The sequence below is a fragment of the Photorhabdus tasmaniensis genome (assembly GCF_011189505.1).
In the GTDB taxonomy this organism is placed as follows: domain Bacteria; phylum Pseudomonadota; class Gammaproteobacteria; order Enterobacterales; family Enterobacteriaceae; genus Photorhabdus; species Photorhabdus tasmaniensis.
In genome coordinates this window covers 47,479-73,040 of record NZ_PUJU01000018.1, presented here as the reverse complement: position 1 = coordinate 73,040, position 25,562 = coordinate 47,479, and the positions used below count along the sequence as shown (strand labels likewise).

General features: G+C 41.5%; 21 protein-coding genes and 1 other RNA gene. 16 read left to right on the top strand and 6 right to left on the bottom strand.

Going from position 1 to position 25,562, the window contains the following annotated elements; genetic code table 11:
* Positions 1-16 precede the first annotated feature (16 nt).
* On the bottom strand, positions 17-595 hold the full coding sequence (locus C5471_RS10635; RefSeq protein ID WP_133816024.1) for a lipoprotein: 579 nt from the start codon (positions 593-595) through the stop codon (positions 17-19).
* A gap of 246 nt (positions 596-841) precedes the next feature.
* On the opposite strand from C5471_RS10635, the gene bolA reads away from it, so the two are divergent.
* The 9 genes from bolA (at position 842) to C5471_RS10590 (ending at position 11,346) form a co-directional block, all read left to right on the top strand.
* Positions 842-1,153, top strand: a complete 312-nt coding sequence (gene bolA / locus C5471_RS10630) for a transcriptional regulator BolA (RefSeq protein WP_046973837.1) — start codon at positions 842-844, stop codon at positions 1,151-1,153.
* Positions 1,154-1,529: 376 nt separating this feature from the next.
* Entirely contained in the window at positions 1,530-2,834 is a 1,305-nt protein-coding gene (gene tig, locus C5471_RS10625; protein ID WP_133816025.1) for a trigger factor, read from the top strand.
* 273 nt (positions 2,835-3,107) lie between these two features.
* Positions 3,108-3,731 (top strand): ATP-dependent Clp endopeptidase proteolytic subunit ClpP, encoded by a 624-nt coding sequence (gene clpP / locus C5471_RS10620; protein ID WP_133816026.1) that lies wholly within the window; start codon positions 3,108-3,110, stop codon positions 3,729-3,731.
* Between the two features lie 138 nt (positions 3,732-3,869).
* The gene (clpX, locus tag C5471_RS10615) at positions 3,870-5,141 is read left to right on the top strand and encodes an ATP-dependent protease ATP-binding subunit ClpX (protein ID WP_133816027.1); all 1,272 of its coding nucleotides are present in this window, start codon (positions 3,870-3,872) and stop codon (positions 5,139-5,141) included.
* A 209-nt stretch (positions 5,142-5,350) separates the two neighbouring features.
* Positions 5,351-7,705 carry an endopeptidase La gene (lon, locus tag C5471_RS10610; protein ID WP_133816028.1) on the top strand — a complete coding sequence of 785 codons (2,355 nt, stop codon included), beginning with the start codon at positions 5,351-5,353 and terminating at the stop codon, positions 7,703-7,705.
* 229 nt (positions 7,706-7,934) lie between these two features.
* Positions 7,935-8,210, top strand: coding sequence for a nucleoid-associated protein HU-beta (hupB, locus tag C5471_RS10605; protein ID WP_133816029.1), 276 nt, complete (start codon positions 7,935-7,937; stop codon positions 8,208-8,210).
* Between the two features lie 177 nt (positions 8,211-8,387).
* Positions 8,388-10,259 (top strand): peptidylprolyl isomerase, encoded by a 1,872-nt coding sequence (gene ppiD / locus C5471_RS10600; RefSeq protein WP_133816030.1) that lies wholly within the window; start codon positions 8,388-8,390, stop codon positions 10,257-10,259.
* Between the two features lie 150 nt (positions 10,260-10,409).
* Positions 10,410-10,784: a ComEA family DNA-binding protein gene (locus C5471_RS10595; RefSeq protein WP_133816031.1), complete on the top strand. Its 375-nt coding sequence runs from the start codon at positions 10,410-10,412 to the stop codon at positions 10,782-10,784.
* A gap of 154 nt (positions 10,785-10,938) precedes the next feature.
* Positions 10,939-11,346, top strand: coding sequence for an acyl-CoA thioesterase (locus C5471_RS10590; RefSeq protein ID WP_021323860.1), 408 nt, complete (start codon positions 10,939-10,941; stop codon positions 11,344-11,346).
* A gap of 28 nt (positions 11,347-11,374) precedes the next feature.
* Here the strand turns inward: C5471_RS10590 and queC are convergent, their stop codons facing one another.
* Entirely contained in the window at positions 11,375-12,073 is a 699-nt protein-coding gene (gene queC / locus C5471_RS10585) for a 7-cyano-7-deazaguanine synthase QueC (RefSeq protein WP_133816032.1), read from the bottom strand.
* Positions 12,074-12,105: 32 nt separating this feature from the next.
* Positions 12,106-13,158 (bottom strand): PLP-dependent cysteine synthase family protein, encoded by a 1,053-nt coding sequence (locus tag C5471_RS10580; RefSeq protein ID WP_133816033.1) that lies wholly within the window; start codon positions 13,156-13,158, stop codon positions 12,106-12,108.
* 126 nt (positions 13,159-13,284) lie between these two features.
* Here C5471_RS10580 and C5471_RS10575 point away from each other — a divergent pair, with 126 nt between their 5' ends.
* The 5 genes from C5471_RS10575 (at position 13,285) to amtB (ending at position 19,201) form a co-directional block, all read left to right on the top strand.
* Positions 13,285-13,746, top strand: a complete 462-nt coding sequence (locus tag C5471_RS10575) for an Lrp/AsnC family transcriptional regulator (RefSeq protein ID WP_133816034.1) — start codon at positions 13,285-13,287, stop codon at positions 13,744-13,746.
* 86 nt (positions 13,747-13,832) lie between these two features.
* Positions 13,833-15,602 carry a SmdA family multidrug ABC transporter permease/ATP-binding protein gene (locus C5471_RS10570; protein ID WP_133816035.1) on the top strand — a complete coding sequence of 590 codons (1,770 nt, stop codon included), beginning with the start codon at positions 13,833-13,835 and terminating at the stop codon, positions 15,600-15,602.
* Positions 15,595-17,379, top strand: a complete 1,785-nt coding sequence (locus C5471_RS10565) for a SmdB family multidrug efflux ABC transporter permease/ATP-binding protein (protein WP_133816036.1) — start codon at positions 15,595-15,597, stop codon at positions 17,377-17,379. Before C5471_RS10570 ends, C5471_RS10565 begins: the two co-directional genes overlap by 8 nt.
* 177 nt (positions 17,380-17,556) lie before the next feature.
* Positions 17,557-17,895, top strand: coding sequence for a P-II family nitrogen regulator (glnK, locus tag C5471_RS10560; RefSeq protein WP_133816037.1), 339 nt, complete (start codon positions 17,557-17,559; stop codon positions 17,893-17,895).
* Between the two features lie 22 nt (positions 17,896-17,917).
* Entirely contained in the window at positions 17,918-19,201 is a 1,284-nt protein-coding gene (gene amtB / locus C5471_RS10555) for an ammonium transporter AmtB (protein ID WP_133816038.1), read from the top strand.
* Between the two features lie 74 nt (positions 19,202-19,275).
* On the opposite strand, the gene tesB is transcribed toward amtB, so the two are convergent.
* Positions 19,276-20,139, bottom strand: a complete 864-nt coding sequence (tesB, locus tag C5471_RS10550) for an acyl-CoA thioesterase II (RefSeq protein ID WP_133816039.1) — start codon at positions 20,137-20,139, stop codon at positions 19,276-19,278.
* Between the two features lie 251 nt (positions 20,140-20,390).
* On the opposite strand from tesB, the gene C5471_RS10545 reads away from it, so the two are divergent.
* Positions 20,391-20,837, top strand: a complete 447-nt coding sequence (locus C5471_RS10545; RefSeq protein ID WP_133816040.1) for a YbaY family lipoprotein — start codon at positions 20,391-20,393, stop codon at positions 20,835-20,837.
* A gap of 130 nt (positions 20,838-20,967) precedes the next feature.
* Positions 20,968-21,064, top strand: an RNA gene (gene ffs, locus C5471_RS10540) — signal recognition particle sRNA small type.
* Positions 21,065-21,143: 79 nt separating this feature from the next.
* Here the strand turns inward: ffs and C5471_RS10535 are convergent.
* Positions 21,144-21,347, bottom strand: a complete 204-nt coding sequence (locus C5471_RS10535; protein ID WP_011147992.1) for an HHA domain-containing protein — start codon at positions 21,345-21,347, stop codon at positions 21,144-21,146.
* Between the two features lie 1,057 nt (positions 21,348-22,404).
* Positions 22,405-25,554, bottom strand: a complete 3,150-nt coding sequence (locus C5471_RS10530) for an efflux RND transporter permease subunit (RefSeq protein WP_133816041.1) — start codon at positions 25,552-25,554, stop codon at positions 22,405-22,407.
* Between the last annotated feature and the right edge of the window lie 8 nt (positions 25,555-25,562).

Here is a 25,562-nt window from a genome sequence, read left to right as displayed (position 1 = left end):
AGTAATTAATCCTTAATTAGCGGGCATTTTGTTTGATGAAATTACTGACGGAAGGATCCTGAGCCATATCTGCGATGATTTCAGATAGTACAGTATTTACCGCATCAGCAATTTTCTCATTGGTTGCTCCGAGAGGGCCTTGCACATTGTAGCTGGTGCGATAGTTTTTAACTTGTTTACTTCCGTTTTGTGTTGCACTGATAATGGAAATATCGGCTTTTGTTGAAATATTATGACGTAAGCTGCCTTCTTTAACATCTGCATACAGGTTGTTCACAATAATTTGCAGATTAGCATTGGCTGGTGAGCCAATCATATAACCACGGGCGGCCATCTGTTTTTCCAGGATTTCTTGGAGTAGAAAACGCAGATCACGGGACGGTTTCAGTATTTCCAGCTTTGCATTACGGTTAACTTGAGCGAGAGTCTGAGATTGGCGATTGTCGGCACCACTGATGCTGATGGTAATAGCTCTCATAGTTGGGTCTGCTGTTGGCAGTGTAATTTTAGGTTCGATGGTCAGGGTATTGCTGGGAACAGCACAACCAGCAAGAAGAAAAAGGGCAATAAGCGGGAGTAATATTCTTTTCAACATGTTGATGTTCTCATCAGTGATAAGGATGTCCAGTAATACTTATCAATAAGCATAAACTACGCCAATAATAGCACTGCCTTTGATCATGGCATATCCCTGATGAGGTAAACGTGTATAAAAACCTTTTGATGTGGGGTTTGATTAAAAGATATTTTAATACGCTGGTGCTATAACTCATGAAGAATAGACTAAAATCATTAATATGGTTGGCAGTACGATTGCTGTGTAGTTATAAGGAGAATGGTTATGGTGTACCAGGATATAGAAGAGAAATTACAGGCTGCATTTAACCCATCATATCTTGAGGTTATTGATGAAAGTTATCGTCACAATGTACCCGTAGGTTCTGAAAGCCATTTTAAGGTTGTAATCATCAGTAATAAATTTGTTGGTGAACGTATGTTGAATCGCCATCGTTCTGTTTACGGCACATTATCGGCAGAACTGGCCGCCGGTGTTCATGCTTTGGCGTTACATACCTATACCGAGAAAGAGTGGAATGAATTGCAGGATACTGTTTTAGCTTCACCGGCTTGTCGGGGTGGTAATGTGGCCTGAGTACTGAATTGGGACATTCTCCTGAAATTGCGATATCAAAATAGAATGTACTCGGTTAACGGCCTTTGGGCCGTTTTTGCGTTTTATATGTGACATATTTTGAACGCAATTCTGATAGCTAAAAAATCGTTGTTGCATGAAATTGATGAATACCTCGGGCTTTTGTTAGCAATTCTCGACTCACACCGTCTGCATCGCTATAATGCTGCGTCTAATTTTTAGAATGGTTTCGGGATGCTTCTGACATCAGGGATTCTCGGTTTTTAAATGCGACCGCCCCGGTTCTTAGAGAGTGTTGCGATTGGCACATAGAACATCTGCCGGTTGTACGGTCTCTGGAGTTGACCGAGCACTATGATTTTTTTGAGGTAAAAAGATGCAAGTTTCTGTTGAAACCACTCAAGGCCTTGGGCGTCGTGTGACAATCACCGTTCCTGCTGCCGATGTTGAAAAGGCAGTTAGCAGTGAGTTGGTCAATGTAGCAAAAAAAGTTCGTGTTGATGGTTTCCGTAAAGGCAAAGTGCCTATGAACATCATTAAACAACGTTATGGTGCTTCTGTTATTCAGGATGTTCTGGGTGATCTGATGCAACGTAACTTTGTTAATGCAATCATCGAACAAAAAATCAATCCAGCGGGTGCGCCAAGCTATGCGCCAGAGCAGTTCAACGACGGCGAAGATTTCACTTATTCTGTAGAATTTGAAGTGTATCCGGAAGTTGAGCTGAAAGACTTGGAAGCTATTGAAGTTGAAAAACCCGTTGTTGAAGTAAAAGACGAAGATGTCGATGCAATGCTGGAAACATTGCGTAAGCAGCAGGCTGACTGGAAAGAAACCGAAGAAGCTGTTAGTGCAGAAGATCGTATTACTGTTGACTTCAACGGTTCTGTTGATGGTGAAGAGTTTGAAGGCGGTAAAGCTTCTGACTTTGTTCTGGCTATGGGCCAGGGCCGTATGATCCCAGGCTTCGAAGAGAGCATTGTTGGTCATAAAACTGGCGAAGAATTCACTATTGATGTGAACTTCCCAGAAGATTATCATGCTGAAAATCTGAAAGGTAAAGCCGCTAAGTTTGAAATCACTTTGAAAAAAGTGGAACAGCGTGAATTGCCGGAGTTGACTGAAGAATTCATCAAACGTTTCGGTATTGCTGATGGCACAGTTGACGGCCTGCGTGCAGAAGTACGTAAGAATATGGAACGTGAACTGAAAAATGCAGTTCGTAACCGTATTAAATCTCAGGTTATCGATGGCTTAGTTAAAGCTAACGAAATCGAAGTTCCGGCCGCTGTTGTTGATGGCGAAATTGATGTTCTGCGTCGTCAATCTGCCCAGCGTTTTGGTGGTAATGAAAAACAAGCGTTGGATTTGCCTCGTGAACTGTTTGAAGAACAAGCTAAACGTCGCGTTGTTGTTGGCCTGTTATTAGGTGAAGTTATCAGTAGCAATGAACTGAAAGCTGACGAAGAGCGTGTTAAAAGACTGATTGAGGAAATGGCTTCTGCCTATGAAGATCCTCAGGAAGTGATCGAGTTCTATGGTAAGAACCAGGAATTGATGAACAATGTTCGTAATATTGCTCTGGAAGAACAAGCTGTTGAAGTTCTTCTGGATAAAGCAAAAGTTTCTGAAAAAGAAACAACTTTTAATGAGTTAATGAATCAGAATCAAATGGCATAAGCGTTGGCTTTGCTTGAGATAACGAATTTATCATCTCTGTGAAATTGAACCCGCAGATTTATCTGCGGGTTTTTTTATGAATAAAAGGCAAAATTTTTCTTGAAAAAAGTGGGTTTAACCCCAGATCCTTTTCTACATTATGTATATGATTGCAAGATTTTTCAGGGGTAATCCTCTTTTGATTGATTAACTTTTGAATCATGGTCATCATCGCTTATCTCAAGTAGAATCGGTTATGAATGGCACCAACATGAATTCTATTAGGAGACGGAAATGTCATATAGCGACAAGCGGGATCAATATGTGCCTCATATGGCTTTGGTGCCGATGGTAATTGAACAGACTGCACGTGGAGAACGTTCGTTCGATATCTATTCACGCCTGTTAAAAGAACGTATTATTTTTCTGACCGGTCAGGTTGAAGATCATATGGCAAACCTGATTGTGGCCCAAATGCTGTTCCTTGAGGCAGAGAATCCGGAAAAAGATATTTTCTTATATATTAATTCACCAGGTGGTGTGATTACTGCGGGCATGTCCATTTATGACACGATGCAGTTTATTAAACCGGATGTTAGCACCATTTGTATGGGGCAGGCATGTTCAATGGGGGCATTCTTGCTGACTGCCGGCGCAGAAGGAAAACGTATCTGTTTGCCAAATTCTCGAGTCATGATCCATCAACCATTAGGTGGTTTCCAAGGGCAGGCTACAGATATTGAGATCCATGCCCAGGAAATACTTAAAGTTAAAGCGCGTATGAATGATTTGATGGCAAAACATACGGGAAAAACACTTGAAGAAATCAAGAAAGATACAGAACGTGATCGTTTCTTGTCAGCAAGTGAAGCCGTAGAGTATGGGTTGGTTGATAAGATTTTCACCCATCGCGATTAATTTATTATTCCCGGAAGCTATAATATAAATATTCGCCTTACTAGTTTGGTAGGGTTATGTCGTTCGGGGTAATAGCAGAGTTTCCTGCTTTGCCAGATGAATCTGGGGTGGCAGTTGATTAAAGTGAGGTTGTGACTGATGACAGATAAGCGCAAAGACGGTTCAGGAAAGCTGCTGTATTGCTCTTTCTGCGGGAAAAGCCAACATGAAGTGAGGAAATTGATTGCTGGCCCGTCAGTGTATATCTGCGATGAATGTGTGGATTTATGTAACGACATCATTCGCGAAGAAATTAAAGAGCTTGTACCACATCGTGAGCGTAGTGCATTACCAACTCCTCATGAAATTCGTCAGCATCTGGATGATTATGTTATCGGCCAGGAAACGGCGAAAAAAGTGTTAGCAGTTGCTGTTTATAATCACTACAAGCGGTTACGTAATGGTGATACCAATAACGGTGTTGAATTAGGTAAAAGTAATATTCTGCTCATTGGGCCGACAGGGAGTGGTAAGACACTGTTGGCTGAAACACTGGCCCGTTATCTTGATGTTCCCTTTACCATGGCTGATGCGACGACGCTGACCGAAGCGGGATATGTGGGCGAAGATGTAGAAAACATTATTCAGAAATTACTGCAAAAATGTGACTACGATGTGCAGAAAGCTCAACGCGGTATTGTTTACATTGACGAAATTGACAAAATTTCACGTAAATCTGATAACCCGTCAATTACCCGGGATGTTTCAGGGGAAGGTGTACAGCAAGCGCTGCTGAAATTGATTGAAGGTACAATTGCGGCGGTTCCTCCTCAGGGCGGGCGTAAACATCCACAGCAGGAGTTTTTACAGGTAGATACCTCTAAAATCTTATTTATCTGTGGTGGGGCGTTTGCCGGTCTGGATAAAGTGATTAGCCAGCGTCTAAATACTAGTACTGGTATTGGCTTTGGTGCGAAAGTTAAAGGTGAGTCAGAAAAAGCGACTGAAGGCGAATTGTTTGCACAGGCTGAACCAGAAGATCTGATCAAATTTGGTCTTATCCCTGAGTTTATTGGGCGGTTACCTGTTGTTGCTACGCTTACTGAACTGAGTGAAGAAGCGTTGATTCAGATTCTAAAAGAGCCTAAAAATGCGCTGACTAAGCAGTATCAGGCTCTATTTAACCTTGAGGGTGTCGATCTGGAGTTCAGAAATGAAGCTCTGATCGCTATTGCTAAGAAAGCGGTGCTTCGTAAGACAGGGGCCCGTGGTCTGCGTTCTATTGTTGAAGGCGCATTGCTGAATACGATGTACGATCTGCCATCAATGGACAATGTTGGGAAAGTTGTTGTAGATGAATCTGTTATTAATGGTCAATCTGCACCATTACTGATTTACAGCAAGCCGGATGCCCAAGTTTCTGGTGAATAATTAAGGCCAGGACAGGGAATTCACTAAACGAGATATTGTTGAATAAAATGAGGGGGTTGCCCTCATTTTGTTTTTAATTAAAGTATCATACCATTGAATGTCAAATTCCTGTCCCCATATATTTTATATTCTATGAAGTGAAACTCGTGAGAACCGTGTTTCACGAGATTCCTTAAAAACTGGCGAAAGCTAAACGAAGAGAGAGCTCTATGAATCCTGAGCGTTCCGAACGCATAGAAACCCCTGTATTGCCTCTGCGCGATGTCGTGGTTTACCCGCATATGGTGATCCCTCTGTTTGTAGGGCGTGAAAAGTCTATTCACTGCCTGGAAGCAGCAATGGATCATGACAAACAGATTATGTTGGTTGCGCAAAAAGAAGCTTCAACTGATGAGCCAGGGGTTAATGACCTTTTTTCCGTTGGTACAGTAGCTTCTATTTTACAGATGTTAAAATTGCCAGATGGCACCGTAAAAGTACTTGTCGAAGGGTTGAAACGTGCCCGTATTACGACTCTGACTGACAATGGCGAGCATTTTTCTGCTCAGGCTGAGTATCTTGATTCACCAATCGTTGATGAGCGTGAGCAGGAAGTTCTGATCAGAACGGCTATTAATCAGTTTGAAGGTTACATTAAGCTCAATAAAAAAATCCCGCCGGAGGTTTTGACCTCACTGCACAATATTGAAGATGTTGCTAAATTAGCTGATACAATCGCTGCTCATATGCCCTTGAAACTCAGTGACAAACAGACTGTTCTGGAAATGTCTGATATTGTTGAGCGCCTTGAATATCTAATGGCAATGATGGAATCAGAAATTGATCTGTTACAGGTAGAAAAACGCATCCGTAATCGCGTGAAGAAACAAATGGAAAAGAGCCAGCGCGAGTACTACCTGAATGAACAGATGAAAGCGATTCAGAAAGAGTTGGGTGAAATGGATGATGCGCCTGATGAGTATGAGACTCTCAAGCGCAAAATTGAAGCGGCAAAAATGCCAAAAGAAGCCCATGAAAAAGCGGAAGCTGAATTACAAAAGCTGAAAATGATGTCTCCTATGTCGGCGGAAGCGACGGTTGTCCGTAGCTACATTGATTGGATGGTACAGGTTCCGTGGGTTGTCCGCAGTAAAGTTAAAAAAGATTTGGTTAAAGCCCAAGAAACTTTGGATACCGACCATTATGGTTTGGAGCGCGTTAAAGAGCGTATCCTTGAGTATCTGGCAGTACAAAGCCGGATCAGTAAAATTAAAGGACCGATTTTATGTCTGGTTGGGCCTCCAGGTGTGGGTAAAACTTCTTTAGGCCAATCTATTGCACGAGCAACCGGACGGAAATATGTGCGTATGGCTCTGGGCGGGGTTCGTGATGAAGCGGAAATCCGTGGTCATCGCCGTACCTATATTGGCTCTATGCCGGGTAAATTGATTCAGAAAATGTCCAAAGTTGGGGTGAAAAATCCATTGTTCCTGTTAGATGAAATCGACAAGATGTCATCTGATATGCGTGGTGATCCAGCTTCTGCTTTATTGGAAGTTTTGGATCCGGAACAGAACGTGGCATTTAACGACCATTATCTGGAAGTTGATTATGATTTGTCAGATGTCATGTTTGTTGCAACATCCAACTCTATGAATATTCCAGCACCATTGCTGGATCGTATGGAAATTATTCGTCTTTCCGGTTACACCGAAGACGAAAAACTAAATATTGCCAAACGTCATTTGCTGCCTAAGCAGATTGAGCGTAATGCCCTGAAAAAAGATGAATTAACTATTGATGACAGTGCCATTATTGGCATTATCCGTTATTACACCCGTGAAGCCGGAGTGCGTAGTTTAGAACGAGAAATTTCTAAACTGTGCCGTAAGACGGTGAAAACATTGCTCATGGATAAGAGCTTAAAACACATTGAGATCAATGCAGATAATCTGAAGGATTATCTGGGTGTTCAACGTGTGGATTATGGTCGTGCAGATACAGAAAACCGTATTGGTCAAGTCACAGGACTTGCATGGACCGAGGTTGGCGGTGATTTATTGACCATTGAAACCGCATGTGTTCCAGGGAAAGGTAAGCTGACCTATACCGGTTCATTAGGTGAGGTTATGCAGGAATCGATTCAGGCTGCATTGACCGTTGTTCGTGCCCGGGCTGATAAACTGGGTATCAACTCTGATTTCTATGAAAAGCGGGATATTCATGTCCACGTGCCGGAAGGCGCAACACCAAAAGATGGCCCAAGTGCAGGTATCGCTATGTGCACAGCATTGGTTTCCTGTCTAACCGGTAATCCAGTTCGGGCTGATGTTGCTATGACGGGTGAAATTACTCTGCGTGGTTTAGTTCTGCCAATCGGTGGTTTGAAAGAGAAACTATTGGCTGCGCATCGAGGTGGTATTAAAACAGTCTTGATTCCGGAAGAGAATAAACGTGATCTGGAAGAAATTCCTCAAAACATCATTGCGGATCTACAGATCCATCCGGTTAAGCGTATTGAAGATGTTTTAGCTATAACATTGCAAGATCCTGCGTTTGGTGTGGAATTAGTGTCAGTTAAATAGTATAAAATAGTGAACGATCTCAAGAACTATGGATGAAATATAGGCTGGTAAGTGAATTTAGGCTTACCAGCTTTTTTATATTGTTAACTTGGATGAATTGTTTAATAAATATTTTGCTGTTTTATGATTTCTTGCCAATATCGGAAAGGATTGATATAACGGCACTGCTATCGGGTTATCCGTTAGGATTCTGATGCGATAGTAAAATACTATATGGGGATGAATAAGAGTGAATAAATCACAACTGATCGACAAAATTGCTGCTGACTCTAATATTTCTAAAGCAGCTGCAGGGCGTGTAGTAGATGCATTCATTTCTTCTGTAACGGGTGCATTGAAAGATGGCGATGATGTTGCTCTGGTGGGATTCGGTACTTTTGCTGTTCGTGAACGTTCTGCACGTACTGGTCGTAACCCTCAAACGGGGAAAGAGCTCAAAATTGCTGCGGCTAAAGTACCTGCTTTCCGTCCAGGTAAAGGTTTGAAAGACGCGGTTAACGAGTAACACAAACCAAATATTCTTTGTTAACGTCTGTTATATTGGTAAACATAGACTGACGAGACAGATTTGGTAAGCTAAAATAGAAGCGCATCAATTGATTGGTGCGCTTTTTTTCTCTTGACGCTTGAATTAACGTAATATGGCGTTTTCTATTTCACCAAAGCGGAGTTTTGCCTCTTTATGATGGACAACCTACGCACGGCGGCAAACAGTCCTGTGCTTAAAATCGTGCTGGCTCTCATTATCCTGTCTTTTGTACTGACGGGGGTTGGGGGTTACTTGACAAGTGGAACGGGTAGTTATGCTGCCGAAGTGAATGGTCAGACTATCAGTCGTGCTCAATTGGAGCAGGCGTTTCAGCAAGAGAGAAACACGTTGCAAGAACAACTGGGAGATAAATTCTCTGTGTTGGCAAGTGACGAACAAAGTATGAAGCAGATTCGTGGCCAAGCTTTGGAACGTCTGATTAATAACGCGTTGATTGAGCAATATTCCCGTGAGTTGGGTCTATCTGCCAGTGATGAGCAAGTTAAGGATTCTATCCGAAATACCCCTTATTTTCAGACAAATGGTAAATTTGATAACAACAAATACCTGGAACTGCTCAACCGTTTCAATCAGAGTCCGGATATTTTTGCTGAACAAACGCGCCAGAATTTAATTAATCAGCAATTAGTTATGGCTTTTTCTGGTAGTGAAATAGCATTGCCTGGTGAGGCAAAACTCAATGCTGAATTGCTTTTGCAAAAGAGGACAGTCCGTCTGGCTACACTGGAAATGAAGAAAATTCAGGCGCAGCAAGAAGTGACAGATAAAGATTTACAGGATTATTACACTCGAAATAAGAACAGCTTTATTGCTCCTGAAGAAGTAAAAGTCAGTTATCTAAAAATGGATGCTGTAGACGAAATGGATAAAGTTTCAGCCACATCCGCTGATATTGATACTTACTATGAGCACAACTTGAAGCGTTATACTCAATCAGAGCAGAAAAAGTACAGTCTGATTCAGCTTGCAACCGAAGCTGAAGCCAAAGTAGTGCTTGATGAGCTGAATAAAGGTGTCGATTTTGGTAAATTGGCGACTAAAAAATCCACAGATAAGTTTTCAGCGAAAAATCATGGCGATATTGGCTGGATGGAAGCGGATTCTCTTCCTGAAGAGATGAAGAAAGCTAACTTAAGAGAGAAAGGCCAAACTTCTTCTGTGATTAAAGTTCCTAATGGTTTCGCTATTTTCCATTTAGATGATGTTAGACCTCAGATAACTAAGCCTTTGTCTGAGGTTCGTCCTGAAATTGAGAAAATAGTTAAGCAGGAAAAAGCGGTAGATGCTTTCTATGCTCTGCAACAGAAGGTCAGTGATGCGGCTACCAGCGATAATGAATCTTTAGCTGCTGCTGAGGAAGTTTCAGGTATTAAAGTTGTGACGACTAATTGGTTTGATCGCAATAATGTGCCGGCAGAGATTAACTTTAGTTCTGTTATTCATGCAATTTTTGAAGGTAATCTTGTTGATGGGCAAGGGCCAACAGGTACTAACTCTGATGTGATCTCAGTTGAAGGTGATCGTGCATTTGTTCTGCGTGTAGATAATTACAAGCCAGAAGCAGTGCAGCCATTTGAGAAAGTTAAAGAACAGGTTATCGAACTGGTTAAGCGTCAGAAAGCTGAAAAACAGCTTCAAATTGAAAGTGAGAGATTACTGGCTGCCTTAAAAGAAGGTAAAGGTGAACAAGCTCTGAAAGACGCAGGCATTCATTTCGGTGAATCTCAGGTTATTCAGCGTATACCTCAGAATAATGTATTGGTTGATGCGGTATTCGCTTTACCACAGCCAAAAGAAGCTAAGGCAGAGTATGGTTTAGCAAAAAATAGTTTGGATGACATTGTTTTGATTCAATTGGATAAAGTGACTCCAGGTGTTGTATCCGGAGAACAAATTAAAAGCATGACTGATGGTTACCAGAGTGAAATAGGTAATGCGATGCTGGAGTCATTACTGATTAGCTTGCGTGAAAAAGCCAAAATTAAGTTAGGTCATATTGAATAAAAATTTGCGGGGAATATCGCAAATATTTTTGTAATTATCTTGCTCATAAAGGCCGCTTTCGCGGCCTTTCGCATATCTGATACTCATCTATTGTGCTCAAATTTATCTGTGGCAATCTTTTTTGTACCAATAAAACACGGAGGAATGAGTATGAAAAAATCGGGAATTTTATCTGTTTTACTTGCTGGCTTGCTTTATACGTGTGGAGGGCAATTTGCAATCGCCGCTGAACAAGTAAAAGATAAAGTAGCTAAAACAGCCAGTACTACAAGTAATTCTTCATCAGAAAAGCAGTTACAGCAGCCAGATGCTTTGAAAATAGAAGAAAAGGGAAAGGTGAACATTAATACTGCAAGTGCAGAAGAGTTAGCAAAAGCACTGAATGGTATTGGAGTAAAAAAAGCACAGGGAATTGTTGAGTATCGTGAAAAACATGGCTCATTTACTGCTGTGGAACAGTTACAGGAGGTTCAGGGAATAGGGCCAGTTTTTATTGAACGAAACAGAAATAAGTTGAGTTATTAGTAGTCATCCAGCATCCTCATTCACGATTTATTTTGTGAGTGAGGATGTTGTGATCGGGGTTGCAAATAAATCACTTTAATTCGTGTAAATTTTTTGTTTTGCTATTGTTAACTGCCTCTGGTCAGATGAGTGAAATTAACATTAAGGCAATATTATGAGTTCAATTATAAAAGTTCATGGTTATCATATCGATTTATTTCAACATGTAAACAATGCCCGTTATTTGGAGTTTATGGAAAGTGCTCGATGGGAATGGCTATATAAGCATTCTGTGGTGGAATGGATACAGAAAAATAATGTTGGGTTTGCGGTGGTTAACATGAATATTAATTATCGTAGTTCAGCCGTTCTCGGTGATGAATTGGAAGTGGATTGCCGATTGACTGAGTTGAGAAACAGAAGTGGTGTATTTTCGCAGGAAATAATACGTAAGAGGGATAATCAACTCATTACAGATGCTAAAACCACATTTGTGTGGATTGATAGGAAAACGCAAAAAGCATTGTCTATTGAAGGTGAATTACGTGAAATAATGGGAGCTTTGATGAAAACGGGACAATGAGAGGAGAATGTTCTCATTGTCCTTTAAGTTAGGCTAAATGTGTTTTTGCTTTCATTTCAGTCATTATTTTCTCAGGCGCATTCAGATATTGTTCCAGTCCGCTAGCTCTGAGATGACAAGCTGCACATGTACCACACCCATTACCTTGGATGCCGTTATAACAAGTCAGTGTCTGGCTACGGACGAAATCTAAATGCTGATAGTAGTCGGACAATGCCCAAGTTTCAGCTTTGTTGAGCCACATCAATGGGGTTTCAAAGTGGATATCACGGGCAACGCCAAGGCTTACAGCTTTATTCAGTGCTTTGACAAATTCATCACGGCAATCAGGGTAGCCAGAGAAATCAGTCTCGCATACACCAGTGATAACTGTTTCAGCTTCAACTTGGTAAGCATATATAGCAGCCAGTGTCAGGAACAAAATATTACGGCCAGGGACAAATGTACTGGGTAGGGTGCTTTTTTTACTTTCACTATAGTTGGGGACAGGGATGTTATCACGAGTCAGACTGCTGAGAGCCAATTCGTTAAGTAATGTGACATCAATTATCTTATGTGCAATAACACCAAGAGAATGGCTGATATTACATGCAACATCAATTTCGGCACGATGGCGTTGACCATAATCAAAAGTGACACAATGTATTTCATCATATTGATTAATTGCCTGAATCAGACATGTAGTGGAATCTTGCCCACCACTGAATACAACAACAGCTCGTTTCATTGTAACATCCTCATTGGAATAAAACGGTTATGTTACTTATAACCCTGGAGATTGGGTAGCTGCTTGAGATAAGGTGAGATATCGCCGATATTATTTTTTACCCAATCTGGGTTGTAATAAGTGTCGAGATAACGTTCACCACTGTCACACAGTAAGGTGACTATTGCTCCTTGTTCTCCACGTTCATGCATTTGATTGGCAAGCAGGAGTGTACCCCAAACATTGGCCCCCGTAGATGCTCCAACTTTTCTGCCCAGTAATGTTTCCAGCCAGTAAATCGTTGCAATGCTGGCGCAATCTGGTATTTGTATCATGTCATCGATAACTGTAGGAATAAAAGAAGGCTCTGCACGGGGACGGCCAATACCCTCAATTTTGCTGCTGTAATTGCCACGAATATCACAACAATTTTGACGGTAGCAGTCATAAAATACGGAGTTTTCTGGATCAACAACAATCAGCTTGGTGTTATACCCCTGGTAACGGATATAGCGTCCTAATGTTGCGGAAGTCCCGCCAGTGCCAGCGCTCATAACGATATAATTTGGCTCAGGAAATGGTTCCATTTTCATCTGGCGGAAAATACTTTCAGCAATATTATTATTACCCCGCCAGTCTGTTGCACGTTCAGCATAAGTAAATTGATCCATGTAATGACCATTTAATTCTTTCGCTAGTCGTTCTGATTCGTCATAGATTTGCGCTGAATGATTAACAAAATGGCATTTACCGCCGTAGAATTCAATTTCTTGAATTTTACGTTTTGCGGTGTATGAAGGCATAACAGCAATAAAAGGTAATCCAAGTAGACGGGCAAAATAGGCTTCAGATACAGCAGTACTACCAGATGAGGATTCAATAATTGGAGTACCTTCCTTGATCCAGCCATTGATAAGTGCGTAAAGGAATAAAGAACGGGCAAGCCTGTGTTTTAGACTGCCGGTCGGGTGGGTACTTTCATCTTTCAGATATAAATGGATACCTGGAAAAGCCGGTAAATTAAGGCGGATGAGATGAGTATCAGAACTGCGTTGGTAATCTGCCTGAATCTCTTTGATTGCTTTGGTTGTCCAGCGGTGCGACATAAATTGTTAACTCTGAATTAGAATATGATTGATGATGAATAGATTAACTTTATACTGAGAGAAATGGATTGTTATTTTTTTTAATATGTGGTTTCTTTATGGAAAAATTTTCTATAAGAGGTGGCTATGTTAGATAAAACAGACCGCAAATTGCTTAAATTACTACAGAAAGATTGTAGCTTGTCTCTGAATGCATTGGCGGAAGCTGTTAATCTTACCTCTACTCCTTGCTGGAAACGTTTAAAACGGCTTGAAGACGAAGGCTATATCGTTGGCAAAGTTGCTTTGCTTGATAGTGAAAAATTAGGGTTAGGGTTGACAGTGATTGTCATGATCAGAACTCAGCAGCATAACAGTAGTTGGTATGAGGAATTTGTTGCATTTATAAAGCAAATGCCAGAAGTTCTGGCTTTTTACCGTATGGCCGGTGAATGTGATTATCTGATGCATATAGAAGTTGTGGATATGAAAAGCTATGATCTCTTCTACAAGCGCATGGTTAATGGTGTTTCGGGATTAATTGATGTTACATCCAGCTTTGCAATGGAAAAAATCAAGTACACTACAGCATTACCGATACCAGATTAACTAATGATTACTCAATGAGTTAACTTCATTATTCTGAATGTCGTTCAACATTTATACTATCTATTTTTATTTCAGGATATACGCGTGTGAGATTATTTTCTCAATTAAGCTGGTACTTCCGCAGCGAGTGGCGTCGCTATCTTGGTGCAGTGACTCTGCTTATTATCATCTCTATTCTGCTACTGGTTCCTCCATATCTGGTGGGCGTTATTGTTGACGGCATCCGTGCTGGTTCTATGTCATCTCACCAACTGATGGCGTGGATTGGTGTTATGCTGGTCATTGCATTGATTGTTTATATTCTGCGTTATATATGGCGCTTGTGGTTGTTTGGGGCGTCATATCAATTAGCGGTTAAATTACGGAATAATTTTTACCGGCAACTTAGCCGACAAACCCCTGAGTTTTATCTGCGTCACCGTACGGGTGATTTGATGGCCCGTGCGACTAATGATGTGGACCGTGTGGTATTTGCTGCGGGTGAGGGGGTGCTCACTTTAGTTGATTCGTTGGTTATGGGTTGCGCCGTGCTGATTGTGATGAGTATACAAATTAGTTGGCAGTTAACTTTATTGTCTTTGTTACCTATGCCGATTATGGCAATCATCATTAAACGATATGGTGATCAACTTCATCATCGCTTTAAATCTGCACAAGGTGCCTTTTCTGCTCTGAATAACCAGGCTCAGGAAAGTCTGACTAGCATTCGCATGATCAAGGCGTTTGGTCTTGAAGATCTGCAATCAAATCAGTTTGAACAGGTTGCTGTGGAAGCTGGTCGTAAGAATATGTATGTTGCCAGGGTGGATGCCCGATTTGATCCGACAATTTTTATTGCTATCGGTATGTCAAACTTTTTGGCTATCGGTGGTGGTAGTTGGATGGTGCTGAATGGTGTTTTGACTCTTGGGGAGCTTACTAGCTTTGTGATGTACCTTGGCCTGATGATTTGGCCAATGTTAGCGCTGGCCTGGATGTTTAATATCGTTGAACGGGGAAGTGCTGCATACAGCCGTATCCGTAGCTTATTGCAGGAGCCTCCGGTTATTGCGGATGGTAACCGTCATTTATCTCCTGAGCGTAGTATTCTGAATGTGAATATCAAAGCGTTTCATTATCCGCAAAGTAACAAAACAATTCTGAGCCAAATTAACTTCCGCTTATCACCCGGACAGTTACTGGGGATATGTGGCCCAACTGGTTCCGGTAAGAGCACACTATTTGCGTTGATACAGAGACAGTTTGATGTGACTGATGGGGAAATTCTTTTCCAGTCGATTAAAATTGCAGATATCCGGTTAGATGAATGGCGAGCACGATTTGCCGTTGTCAATCAAATTCCTTTTTTATTTTCAGATACAGTTGCTGGGAATATTGCTTTGGGACGTCCTGAGGCAACACAGGAACAGATCGAAGAAGTTGCCCGTCTTGCTAATGTTCATGAAGATATTCTTCGTTTACCTGAAGGGTATCAGACGGAAGTGGGCGAACGTGGAGTGATGCTTTCTGGTGGGCAGAAGCAGCGCATCTCTATTGCAAGAGCATTGCTTTTAGATGCAGAGATTTTGATTCTGGATGACGCTTTATCTGCGGTTGATGGGCAAACTGAACACAATATCTTACAAAACCTCAACCAATGGAGACAACAACGCACGGTTATTATTAGTGCCCACCGCCTGTCTGCATTAACTGATGCTGATAATATTCTGGTGATGCAGCAAGGTTCTGTTATACATCAAGGGCAGCATCAGCAACTGGTGGAGCAGCCAGGATGGTATCGTGATATGTACCATTATCAGCAGCTTGAAGCAGCATTGGATGACGAGGAAACCACCGAGGGAGAGAAAGATGACTAAGGTTCACCGATTGTGGCCGTCTCTGAAACGTTTGCTGGTTTATGGAAAAAATTATCGTAAGCCGTTGGGGCTGGCGGTACTCATGCTGTGGGGGGCTGCAATTGCGGAAGTGAGTGGTCCGATTCTGATTAGTTACTTTATCGATAATATGGTTGCAACGGGTAATATGCCAACAAGGGTGATTATTGGGCTGTCTGTAACCTTTATTGCTCTGCAACTGATTACGGCCGCATTACACTATTTCCAGGCTTTGTTGTTCAATCAAGTGTCAGTTGATGTGGTTCAGCAACTTCGTACTGATGTGATGAATGCAGCATTACGTCAGCCTCTGAGTGCTTTTGATAATCAACCAGTAGGGCAATTGATTTCACGTGTAACGAACGATACTGAGGTCATTAAAGATCTTTATGTCAATGTGGTTCCTGCGGTATTCCGCAGCATTGCATTGATTGGTGCGATGCTGATTGCTATGTTTGTGTTGGAATGGCGTATGGCACTGATTGCAATGCTTATTTTTCCTTTCGTGTTGATTGTCATGGCGATATATCAGCATCTAAGTACGCCAATTGTCCGGCGGGTACGCAGTTATTTAGCTGATATTAATGATAATTTTAATGAAGTCATCAATGGAATGAGTGTTGTTCAGCAGTTCCGGCAGCAGGCTCGTTTTGGTGAACGGATGTTGTCAACAAATCGTGCTCATTTTAAAGCGAGAATGCAGGCACTGCGATTAGATGGGATGTTGTTACGTCCATTACTGAGTTTATTGTCTACTATGGTGTTGTGCGGTCTTATTGTGTTGTTTGGGTTCAGTGGAGCAGGAGTGATCGGTGTCGGGGTATTGTATGCTTTTATCAATTATCTGGGGCGGTTGAATGAACCACTAATCGAACTGACTTCTCAGCAATCAATCCTGCAACAGGCTGTAGTTTCTGGTGAGAGGATATTTGAATTAATGGATAGCCCTCAACAAGGTTATGGCATGGATAGTCAACCCTTATCCAGTGGTCGAATTGATATAGAAAATGTCAGTTTTTCCTACCGTGATGACAAAATAGTTTTACAAGATATTAACTTACAGGTTCCGGCTTATGGTTTTGTTGCTTTAGTTGGTCATACCGGTAGTGGAAAAAGTACGCTGGCAAATTTACTGATGGGATATTACCCGTGGCAGAAAGGGGAGATTTACCTTGATGGTCGGCCTGTATCATCTTTGTCTCATTCGGTATTGCGCAATGGTGTGGCAATGGTTCAGCAGGATCCTGTTGTTCTTGCTGATTCTTTCTTTAACAATGTTACGCTTGGTCGGAATATTTCAGAAGAGAAAGTTTGGCAGGTACTGGAAACTGTGCAATTAGCTAAGTTAGTGCGTACGTTTCCTGATGACCTTCATACTATCTTGGGAGAGCAGGGCAATACGTTGTCAGCCGGTCAAAAACAATTGCTTGCTATGGCGAGAGTGTTAGTGCAAGCACCGCAAATTTTGATCCTTGATGAAGCGACAGCAAATATTGATTCTGGTACGGAACAAGCAGTACAACAGGCTTTACGATTGATTCGTCAGCAAACAACACTGATCGTGATTGCTCACCGCCTGTCCACTATTGTGGAGGCTGATACTATTCTGATGCTGCATCGTGGTGCAGTTGTTGAACAAGGACGCCATCAACAATTATTGGTGAGACGTGGACGTTACTATCAGATGTATCAGTTACAACAAGTAAGCGATACATTAAATGAATGTGGCACAATCTCTGAGAAAGAGATGGTGATCTAAGCATATTTGCACTAATTTGGTGCGCTAACCGGAGGGTACATTCGTTGCTCTCCTCTCTTCTTCTCTCCGTGGTTTTTATTTACTCTATTATTACTTGATTTTTATATATTTTTAATTTCTGGCACACCTCTTGCTATTTCCTTATTGCAAACATAATAGCTGGATGGCGGGGGATATATGAAGCTCATTACGACAATTATAAAACCATTCAAATTGGAGGATATTAGGGAATCTCTCTCTGATCTTGGTGTTCAAGGGATGACTATAACAGAGGTAAAAGGATTTGGTCGTCAGAAAGGGCATGCGGAGCTTTATCGTGGAGCTGAATATAGCGTCAATTTTTTACCTAAAGTAAAGATAGATATTGCTGTAGCAGATGAGTTAGTTGAGGAGGTAATTCATGCAATTCAGCAATCGGCTTTCACCGGAAAAGTTGGCGACGGTAAAATTTTTGTCATCGAATTACAACAGGCTATCCGTATCAGAACAGGTGAGGTTAACGATGCGGCACTGTAATTCACTGATAGAGACGATATATATGAAAAGACAATTCTCTGTGGCTACCGGTATTGTGGCTAGTTTCTTTCCGTCATTATCTCAGGCAGCGGAAGGCGTTGCTGATAGTGCTGATAATGCTTTTATGATGATTTGTACAGTACTTGTGCTGTTTATGACAATTCCTGGAATTGCTCTATTTTATGGTGGATTGTTGCGGAGCAAAAACGTTTTATCGTTGATGGCTCAGGTTATGGTGAGCTTTGCTTTGGTGTGTGTATTGTGGGTGATCTACGGTTATAGTCTGGCTTTTGAACCAGGAAATGGTTTTTTTGGTGGTTTTAGTCAAATAATGTTAAAGAATTTGGCACTCACGAGCTTAAGCGGCAGTTTCTATCAGTTAATTCATGTGGCATTTCAGGGTTCTTTCGCTTGTATTACCGTCGCTTTGATTATTGGCGCGTTAGGGGAACGTATTCGCTTTCCGGCTTTGTTAATTTTCAGTGTGCTGTGGTTGACGTTTTCTTACTTGCCTATGGCGCATATGGTTTGGGGCGGTGGTATTCTTTCACAGGATGGTGCGTTGGATTTTGCTGGTGGCACAGTTGTACATATTAATGCGGCTGTAGCTGGATTGGTTGGTGCTTACTTACTGGGAAAACGCACTGGTTTTGGGAAAGAGGCATTTAAACCGCATAACTTGCCGATGGTCTTTATCGGTACTGCTGTGCTCTATATCGGTTGGTTTGGTTTTAATGCGGGTTCTGCTGGGGCTGCTAATGAGATCGCTGCTCTGGCGTTTTTGAATACAATTGTGGCGACTGCCGCCGCTATTCTGTCATGGGTTTTTGCAGAATGGCTTTTCCGTAATAAACCTTCTCTTTTAGGGGCATGTTCAGGTTGTATTGCCGGACTGGTTGGTATTACACCCGCAGCAGGAATGGTTGGTGTTGGTGGTGCACTAATTATAGGCTTAATTGCGGGTTTTGCCGGGCTTTGGGGAGTGGTGGTGTTAAAACGGTGGTTACGCGTTGATGATGTATGTGATGTATTTGGTATACATGGCATATGTGGGATCGTGGGTTGCCTCCTAACCGGCGTTTTCACGGCGAAATCATTGGGCGGAACCGGTTATGCAGAGGGTATAACCATGTTGGAACAAGTGAGTATTCAGGCTTTTAGTATATTTATCTGTGTGGTGTGGTCAGTAATTGTTTCTTTTATTGCTTTCAAAATAGCCGATCTGCTGGTAGGGCTGAGGGTTACTGTTGAAATTGAAAGAGAAGGTCTGGATATTAATTCTCATGGAGAGAGTGCTTATAATTAATCTGTGATATAAACAGGCAGCAATAAGACCAATAAGAGTGTGATGTTGGCTTCTTATTGGCTGCCCTTATTATTTTATCTGTTCCGTTTCCTAATTAGTCCTTCTTGTACAGTGGAAGCAACAAGTACACCTTGATGATTATAAATCTGTCCACGAACAAAACCACGGGCACCAGAAGCTGATGGACTATCTATAGCATAGAGTAACCAGTCGTCTAGTTTAAATGGACGGTGGAACCACATAGAGTGGTCGATAGTTGCTATCTGAATATTTTTCTCAAGGAACCCAACACCATGTGGCTGTAGTGCTGTTGGCAGGAAGTTAAAATCAGAGGCATAGCCGAGTAGATATTGATGCATAAAAGGATCTGCGGGCATATCGCCATTACTGCGGAACCAAACATAGCGTACGGGTTCTTCTGGTGGGCAATTGAATGGGCTGTAATATTTTACTGGTCTCATTTCCAACGGGCAGGGGCGGAGAAAAATATTCTGCATTTTCTGCGGCAGTAGATGCGACATTTTTTTCACAATTTCGTCCTGAGGGATAAGTTCTTCTGGATAGGGGACATCCGGCATTATATTCTGGTGTTCAAAACTTTCTTCATGACTTTGGAATGAGGCGGTCATATAAAAGATAGGCTTACCATTCTGAATCGCACTGACTCGCCGGGCACTGAAGCTGCCCCCGTCGCGCAGGATTTCAACATCATAGACGATGGGTTTGTTACTGTCACCGGGACGTAAAAAATAGCTATGGAAAGAGTTGCTCATCCGGTCATCAACAACGGTTTGTTTGGCAGCATAAAGTGCCTGACCAATCACTTGTCCCCCGAAAACCTGAGGAAAGCCCAAATCTTTACTTTGCCCCCGGTAAATACCTTCCTCAATTTTTTCTAAGTTCATCAAATTTATCAGATTCTTTAATGACTTGCTCATAATATGCCTTTGTTTTCTATCTGGTTATCAGAGAGTACAAGAGATGATTATTGTCCCATTAATAGATGATAAATAAATAACTAAATTGTAAATGTTTTAAGTCCTGATAGTCGTGCAACAAAGAATATGAGATTAATTGAAGTTTTATATTCAAATTTTTAATTTATAATCCAGACGGTTTAGATTTAACGGTTTGATATTTCAATTTATTTTATTATTTATATAGATTAGTTAATAGTGGAGGAGTGTGTATGAAATTATGGCAGATCCCTGCTAGCGTATTACTGGCGGTTGCTTTGGTTGGGTGTAATGGTAAAGGTCCTGAAATAGTAGATACTCAGGTGGAAGCGATTGAAAATCCGGTAGAACGCTCTTTTGTTGAAGGCAATATTAATATATTGCAGCGTATTGCGTTGCCAGCGGATGCAGTTCTGACAGTAACTTTATCTGATATATCTTTGGCTGATGCACCTTCAGTTACTCTGTCTAAGAAGGTAGAACGTTTGGGTGGGAAACAATCACCTTTCCATTTTGTTCTGCCTTACCGGCAAAACGAAATTAAGCCATATGCACGTATTGTCGTCAGTGCTTCTGTTTCGCTGCATAATCGTTTGATGTTTGTTACAGATACTTCATATGAGGTGATTAATAATGGGCAGACTAAAGATATCGAAATTACGTTGAAAGCGGTTAGATAATACATTTCCTTGTGTATTTACTCGTAATGTGCAATAAAACATCATTCAGATTTGCTTGTCTTGCTATTTAGATAGGTATGAATGATAATGGCGCGGCTTTGAAGTTAAAGCAACACGTCAATGGGGGCTCTGTTGGTTCTCCCGCAACGCTAACTTGTTAACTTGGTCAGGTCCGGAAGGAAGCAGCCATAGCAGGGGATGTGTGTGCCGGGATGTCGCTGGCAGAGCCCTCACCAATTATTAATAATCCAATAAGCCGATAGCACTTTACCGGCCCGGATCACTTTCTACCTGATGAAAACTATTTTAGCGAACGTATTTCCACACAGAAGGTGGAATTCTGTCATACAGTTTATTCATGGTCAGCTCAGCTAGTCGGTGATCCGCAGCAGAGTAGAATAGTTCAAGTTCGTCTCCTGAAAGTTCATATTTGTTCTTTTCAATCACACGTTCCAGTGTATCAATTGTGGTGCATTTTCTTAAACGCATCAGATAATCAGTTTTAGTCATAGTCGCCTTTCTTATTTAAGATATATAAAAAATTATTTAGTAAAATATTCAATCAAATTTTGCTCAGGGAGCAATTTAAATCGTGTAACAGAATACTGGTTAAACATTCATTAGTTTTTTACCATTCCGTAAGTTTATAAAAGCTAATCTCATTCGCTTCCAAACAAAGTATAAGTATATGTATTATCAAAAAATTTATCAATTCAAGTGAGAAGGTCGAAATCATCAGAATATTTTATTTTAAAGTGCTAAACTAAAATTGATATGTACTCAATCAATTCATTTAGCTTTAAATTATTCTGAGACGTAAGAATTATTTACACAACCAGTCTCAATGTACTCTGTCACTAGAGGTGCTTCTTGCCTTAGATTCTCACATCAGCATTTTAATTCAGCAATGTCATGTCATCCTAGTGAATATTCATCCATGCTATGTATCTCTCCCGTATATGTATGGTATTACTTAATTTGAGTCAAACACTAAACATATGCACGTATTATAGAAATTTTTTTTCGAGAGATTATTATTATGTGTCTATAATCGTTCTTTGGGATTATTTATCTTTTTTACAGGAAACCCTGATTTGCTTTTAGTAAAGTAGAATCGCCCCTTAAACAAAAACTCATACCTTAACGTAATAAACTATAAATATGACTGGTATATGCGAGTAAATATGTGGGCTTATATAAAACAGTATTATCCTCAGATACCCGTAACAGCAGATTATAGCCTGATGGCTACAATAATCAATGAATATAACATCATTATTACATAAGTCACTATGTGCTGGTATTGTTTTTTGTCATTTAGTGTAAAAAAAGATAAAGCAGCTTTTGTCCAACAATTTTCCCGTTAATTTTATTAAAGTCAGTAATGCTTGGATTTTTAAAGATATTTTTTACTCATAAGTGGTAATTTTAATTAAATTTGAACGAATTTATGTAAGAGTTCAGCAGGTAGATTAATGAGCGGAATCTTGCCTGATGCAGACAACTATTATATTTAAGAAGGCCGTTTTAACGGCCTTTTTTGATTATTGCTTAGTTGCATTAGTGATTAGTGAGATTCTGACGCAGGTTCAATCTCCTCCGCTTTCTTACTAAAACGTCGTTTGATAACGACAAAAAACACAGGTACGAAAAAGATAGCCAGCGAGGTTGCAGCAATCATTCCGCCCAATACCCCAGTACCTACTGCGTTTTGAGAGCCGGAACCTGCGCCATTACTCAGTACCAGAGGGATAACACCCAGCATAAATGCCAGTGATGTCATTAGGATTGGGCGAAGACGCATTCTTACGGCATCTAGAGTAGCTTCTATCAACCCTTTTCCTTCTTTTTCCATCAGGTCTTTAGCGAACTCAACGATTAAGATTGCGTTCTTTGCCGATAAGCCGATGGTAGTCAACAAGCCGACTTTAAAGTAAACATCGTTATCCAAGCCTCGGAATGTTGTTGCTAACAAGGCTCCAATGATACCCAGTGGTACTACCAGCATAACTGAGAATGGAATTGACCAGCTTTCATACAGTGCAGCCAGACAGAGGAATACCACTATCAATGACAGTGCATAAAGAGCAGGTGCCTGATTACCTGACAGGCGTTCCTGATAAGACATGCCTGTCCAGTCGAAACCGATTCCATTTGGTAACTGGGATGCTAATTCTTCCATCAGAGCCATTGCATCACCGGTACTTTTACCTGGAGCTGCTTCACCCAGAATTTCCATTGATGGCAAACCATTATAACGTTCCAAACGTGGCGAGCCATAGGTCCATGGTTCTTTAGACATATCGGCAAAGGCAGATAATGGAACCATTTCACCCTGTTTGTTACGGACATACAGTTTGTAGATATCACCTGGCAGCATACGATAAGGTGCTTCTGATTGAACATAAACTTTTTTGACACGACCACGGTCGATAAAGTCGTTCACATAGTTGCCACCAAACATCGTGCTTAGTGTCGAGTTGATATCAGAGATGGAAACACCTAAAGCTTCTGCCTTTTCCTGATCAATCCTAATCCGATACTGAGGGGTATCTTCCTGGCCATTAGGGCGAACACCTACTAACATATCTGGATGTTTTTGTATCATGCCAAGCAATTGGTTACGTGCTTCGGTCAGTTTGTTATGCCCAAGGTTCGCTTTGTCAATTAATTCAAAATCAAAACCAGTTGCTGAACCTAACTCTACAATTGCTGGAATGTTAAAGGCAAAAACCATACCTTCTTTGATTTTCTGGAAGTGAGCACTTGCCCTGGTAACAATGGCAGGTACTTTGTTCTCTGCATCAGAGCGCTCACTCCAGTCTTTCAGGCTTATAAATGCCAGACCGGTGTTTTGCCCCTGACCACTGAAACCAAAGCCACTTACTGTAAATACAGAAACCACAAGATCTTTTTCTTCTGTATTGAAGTAGTCACTTATTTTATCCAGAACTTTCTGTGTCTGTTCCTGTGTTGCACCTGAAGGTAATTGAACCATTGTCAGCAATACCCCTTGATCTTCTTCAGGAAGGAAGGAGGATGGCAGACGAGTGAACATGACAGCCATACCAGCAACCAGCAATACATAAATCACCAGATAGCGGCCTGTATTGCGCAGAATACGGCCGATACTGTCAGTATAGTGGTGGGTACTTTTATCAAACATGCGATTAAACCAGCCAAAGATCCCGGTCTGTTTACCGTGGCTGCCTTTAGCAATGGGTTTCAACATGGTGGCACACAGAGCAGGTGTCAGGATTAATGCTACCAGTACAGATAGTACCATTGCAGATACGATGGTGATTGAGAATTGACGGTAAATCGCACCGGTTGAACCGCCGAAGAAGGCCATTGGAACAAATACAGCAGACAGCACCATGGCAATACCAACAAGGGCGCTTTGGATTTGCCCCATCGATTTCCTGGTTGCTTCTTTCGGCGATAGACCCTCTTCCTGCATAACACGTTCAACGTTTTCCACCACAACAATGGCATCATCTACCAGTAAGCCAATCGCGAGAACCATGGCAAACATAGTTAATGTATTTATTGAATAACCAAATGTGGCGAGTATTGCAAATGTTCCGAGTAGTACGACTGGAACCGCAATAGTTGGAATAAGTGTTGCTCGGAAGTTTTGTAGGAATAGGTACATGACCACGAACACCAGCATAATTGCTTCAACCAGTGTTTTCACTACTTCGTTAATAGAGATTTTAACGAATGGTGTGGTGTCATATGGATAGACGATTTTCAGCCCATGCGGGAAGAAAGGCTCCATATTTTTTAGCGCTTCTTTTACTGCTTTTGACGTATTCAGAGCGTTAGCACCTGTTGCCAGTTTGACACCGACACCAGCAGCTGGTTTACCGTTAAAGCGGGCAATGATATTGTAACTTTCTGCCCCTAACTCCACTTTTGCCACATCTTTCAGACGGATCTGAGAACCATCAGTATTAACGCGCAGAAGAATATTGCTGAACTCTTCCGGTGAAGTCAGACGTGTTTGGGCAATAATCGAAGCATTCAACCGTTGACCTGGAACGGGAGGGGTTCCCCCTAACTGACCGGCGGCTATTTGATTATTTTGTGCTTTGATTGCATTTATTACATCCAGAGTCGTCATTTTGTAGTCAACGAGCTTGTCAGGATTCAACCAAATGCGCATTGCATATTGGTTACCAAACAGCATTGAATCACCTACACCAGTTACACGGCTCAACGGGTCTTTGACGTTTGCGCCAACATAGTCAGCGATATCCTCCTGTGACATGGATCCATCTTCAGAAATGAACCCTGCAACCATTAGGAAAGAACTTGTGGACTTATCCACATGTATCCCTTGCTGCTGTACTTCTTGTGGTAACAGAGGCATAGCCAGTTGCAGCTTGTTCTGTACCTGTACCTGTGCAATGTCAGGATTAGTACCCGCTTCAAAGGTTAGCGTGATATTCATGTTGCCAGCAGAGTCACTGTCGGAAGACATATAAACCAGATTATCGATACCATTCATATTCTGTTCGATAACCTGAGTAACTGTGTTTTGCACAGTCGTGGCATCTGCGCCGGGATAAGTTGCGGAGATAGAAATCGCCGGTGGTGCGATAGTAGGGTACTGCGCCACGGGTAATTTCATAATTGCCAGCAGCCCAGCCAGCATGGTAATAATTGCGATTACCCATGCAAAGATTGGCCGATCTATAAAAAACTTAGGCATGAATCACC

Bases quoted from the DNA above. Each gene is read 5' to 3' on its own strand.
- clpX (WP_133816027.1), top strand. From the start codon at position 3,870: ATGACAGATAAGCGCAAAGACGGTTCAGGAAAGCTGCTGTATTGCTCT.
- ppiD (WP_133816030.1), top strand. From the start codon at position 8,388: ATGATGGACAACCTACGCACGGCGGCAAACAGTCCTGTGCTTAAAATC.
- glnK (WP_133816037.1), top strand. From the start codon at position 17,557: ATGAAGCTCATTACGACAATTATAAAACCATTCAAATTGGAGGATATT.
- C5471_RS10635 (WP_133816024.1), bottom strand. From the start codon at position 595: ATGTTGAAAAGAATATTACTCCCGCTTATTGCCCTTTTTCTTCTTGCT.
- tig (WP_133816025.1), top strand. From the start codon at position 1,530: ATGCAAGTTTCTGTTGAAACCACTCAAGGCCTTGGGCGTCGTGTGACA.
- C5471_RS10545 (WP_133816040.1), top strand. From the start codon at position 20,391: ATGAAATTATGGCAGATCCCTGCTAGCGTATTACTGGCGGTTGCTTTG.
- C5471_RS10535 (WP_011147992.1), bottom strand. From the start codon at position 21,347: ATGACTAAAACTGATTATCTGATGCGTTTAAGAAAATGCACCACAATT.
- clpP (WP_133816026.1), top strand. From the start codon at position 3,108: ATGTCATATAGCGACAAGCGGGATCAATATGTGCCTCATATGGCTTTG.
- C5471_RS10565 (WP_133816036.1), top strand. From the start codon at position 15,595: ATGACTAAGGTTCACCGATTGTGGCCGTCTCTGAAACGTTTGCTGGTT.
- lon (WP_133816028.1), top strand. From the start codon at position 5,351: ATGAATCCTGAGCGTTCCGAACGCATAGAAACCCCTGTATTGCCTCTG.
- C5471_RS10530 (WP_133816041.1), bottom strand. From the start codon at position 25,554: ATGCCTAAGTTTTTTATAGATCGGCCAATCTTTGCATGGGTAATCGCA.
- C5471_RS10590 (WP_021323860.1), top strand. From the start codon at position 10,939: ATGAGTTCAATTATAAAAGTTCATGGTTATCATATCGATTTATTTCAA.
- C5471_RS10595 (WP_133816031.1), top strand. From the start codon at position 10,410: ATGAAAAAATCGGGAATTTTATCTGTTTTACTTGCTGGCTTGCTTTAT.
- amtB (WP_133816038.1), top strand. From the start codon at position 17,918: ATGAAAAGACAATTCTCTGTGGCTACCGGTATTGTGGCTAGTTTCTTT.
- queC (WP_133816032.1), bottom strand. From the start codon at position 12,073: ATGAAACGAGCTGTTGTTGTATTCAGTGGTGGGCAAGATTCCACTACA.
- tesB (WP_133816039.1), bottom strand. From the start codon at position 20,139: ATGAGCAAGTCATTAAAGAATCTGATAAATTTGATGAACTTAGAAAAA.
- C5471_RS10580 (WP_133816033.1), bottom strand. From the start codon at position 13,158: ATGTCGCACCGCTGGACAACCAAAGCAATCAAAGAGATTCAGGCAGAT.
- C5471_RS10575 (WP_133816034.1), top strand. From the start codon at position 13,285: ATGTTAGATAAAACAGACCGCAAATTGCTTAAATTACTACAGAAAGAT.
- bolA (WP_046973837.1), top strand. From the start codon at position 842: ATGGTGTACCAGGATATAGAAGAGAAATTACAGGCTGCATTTAACCCA.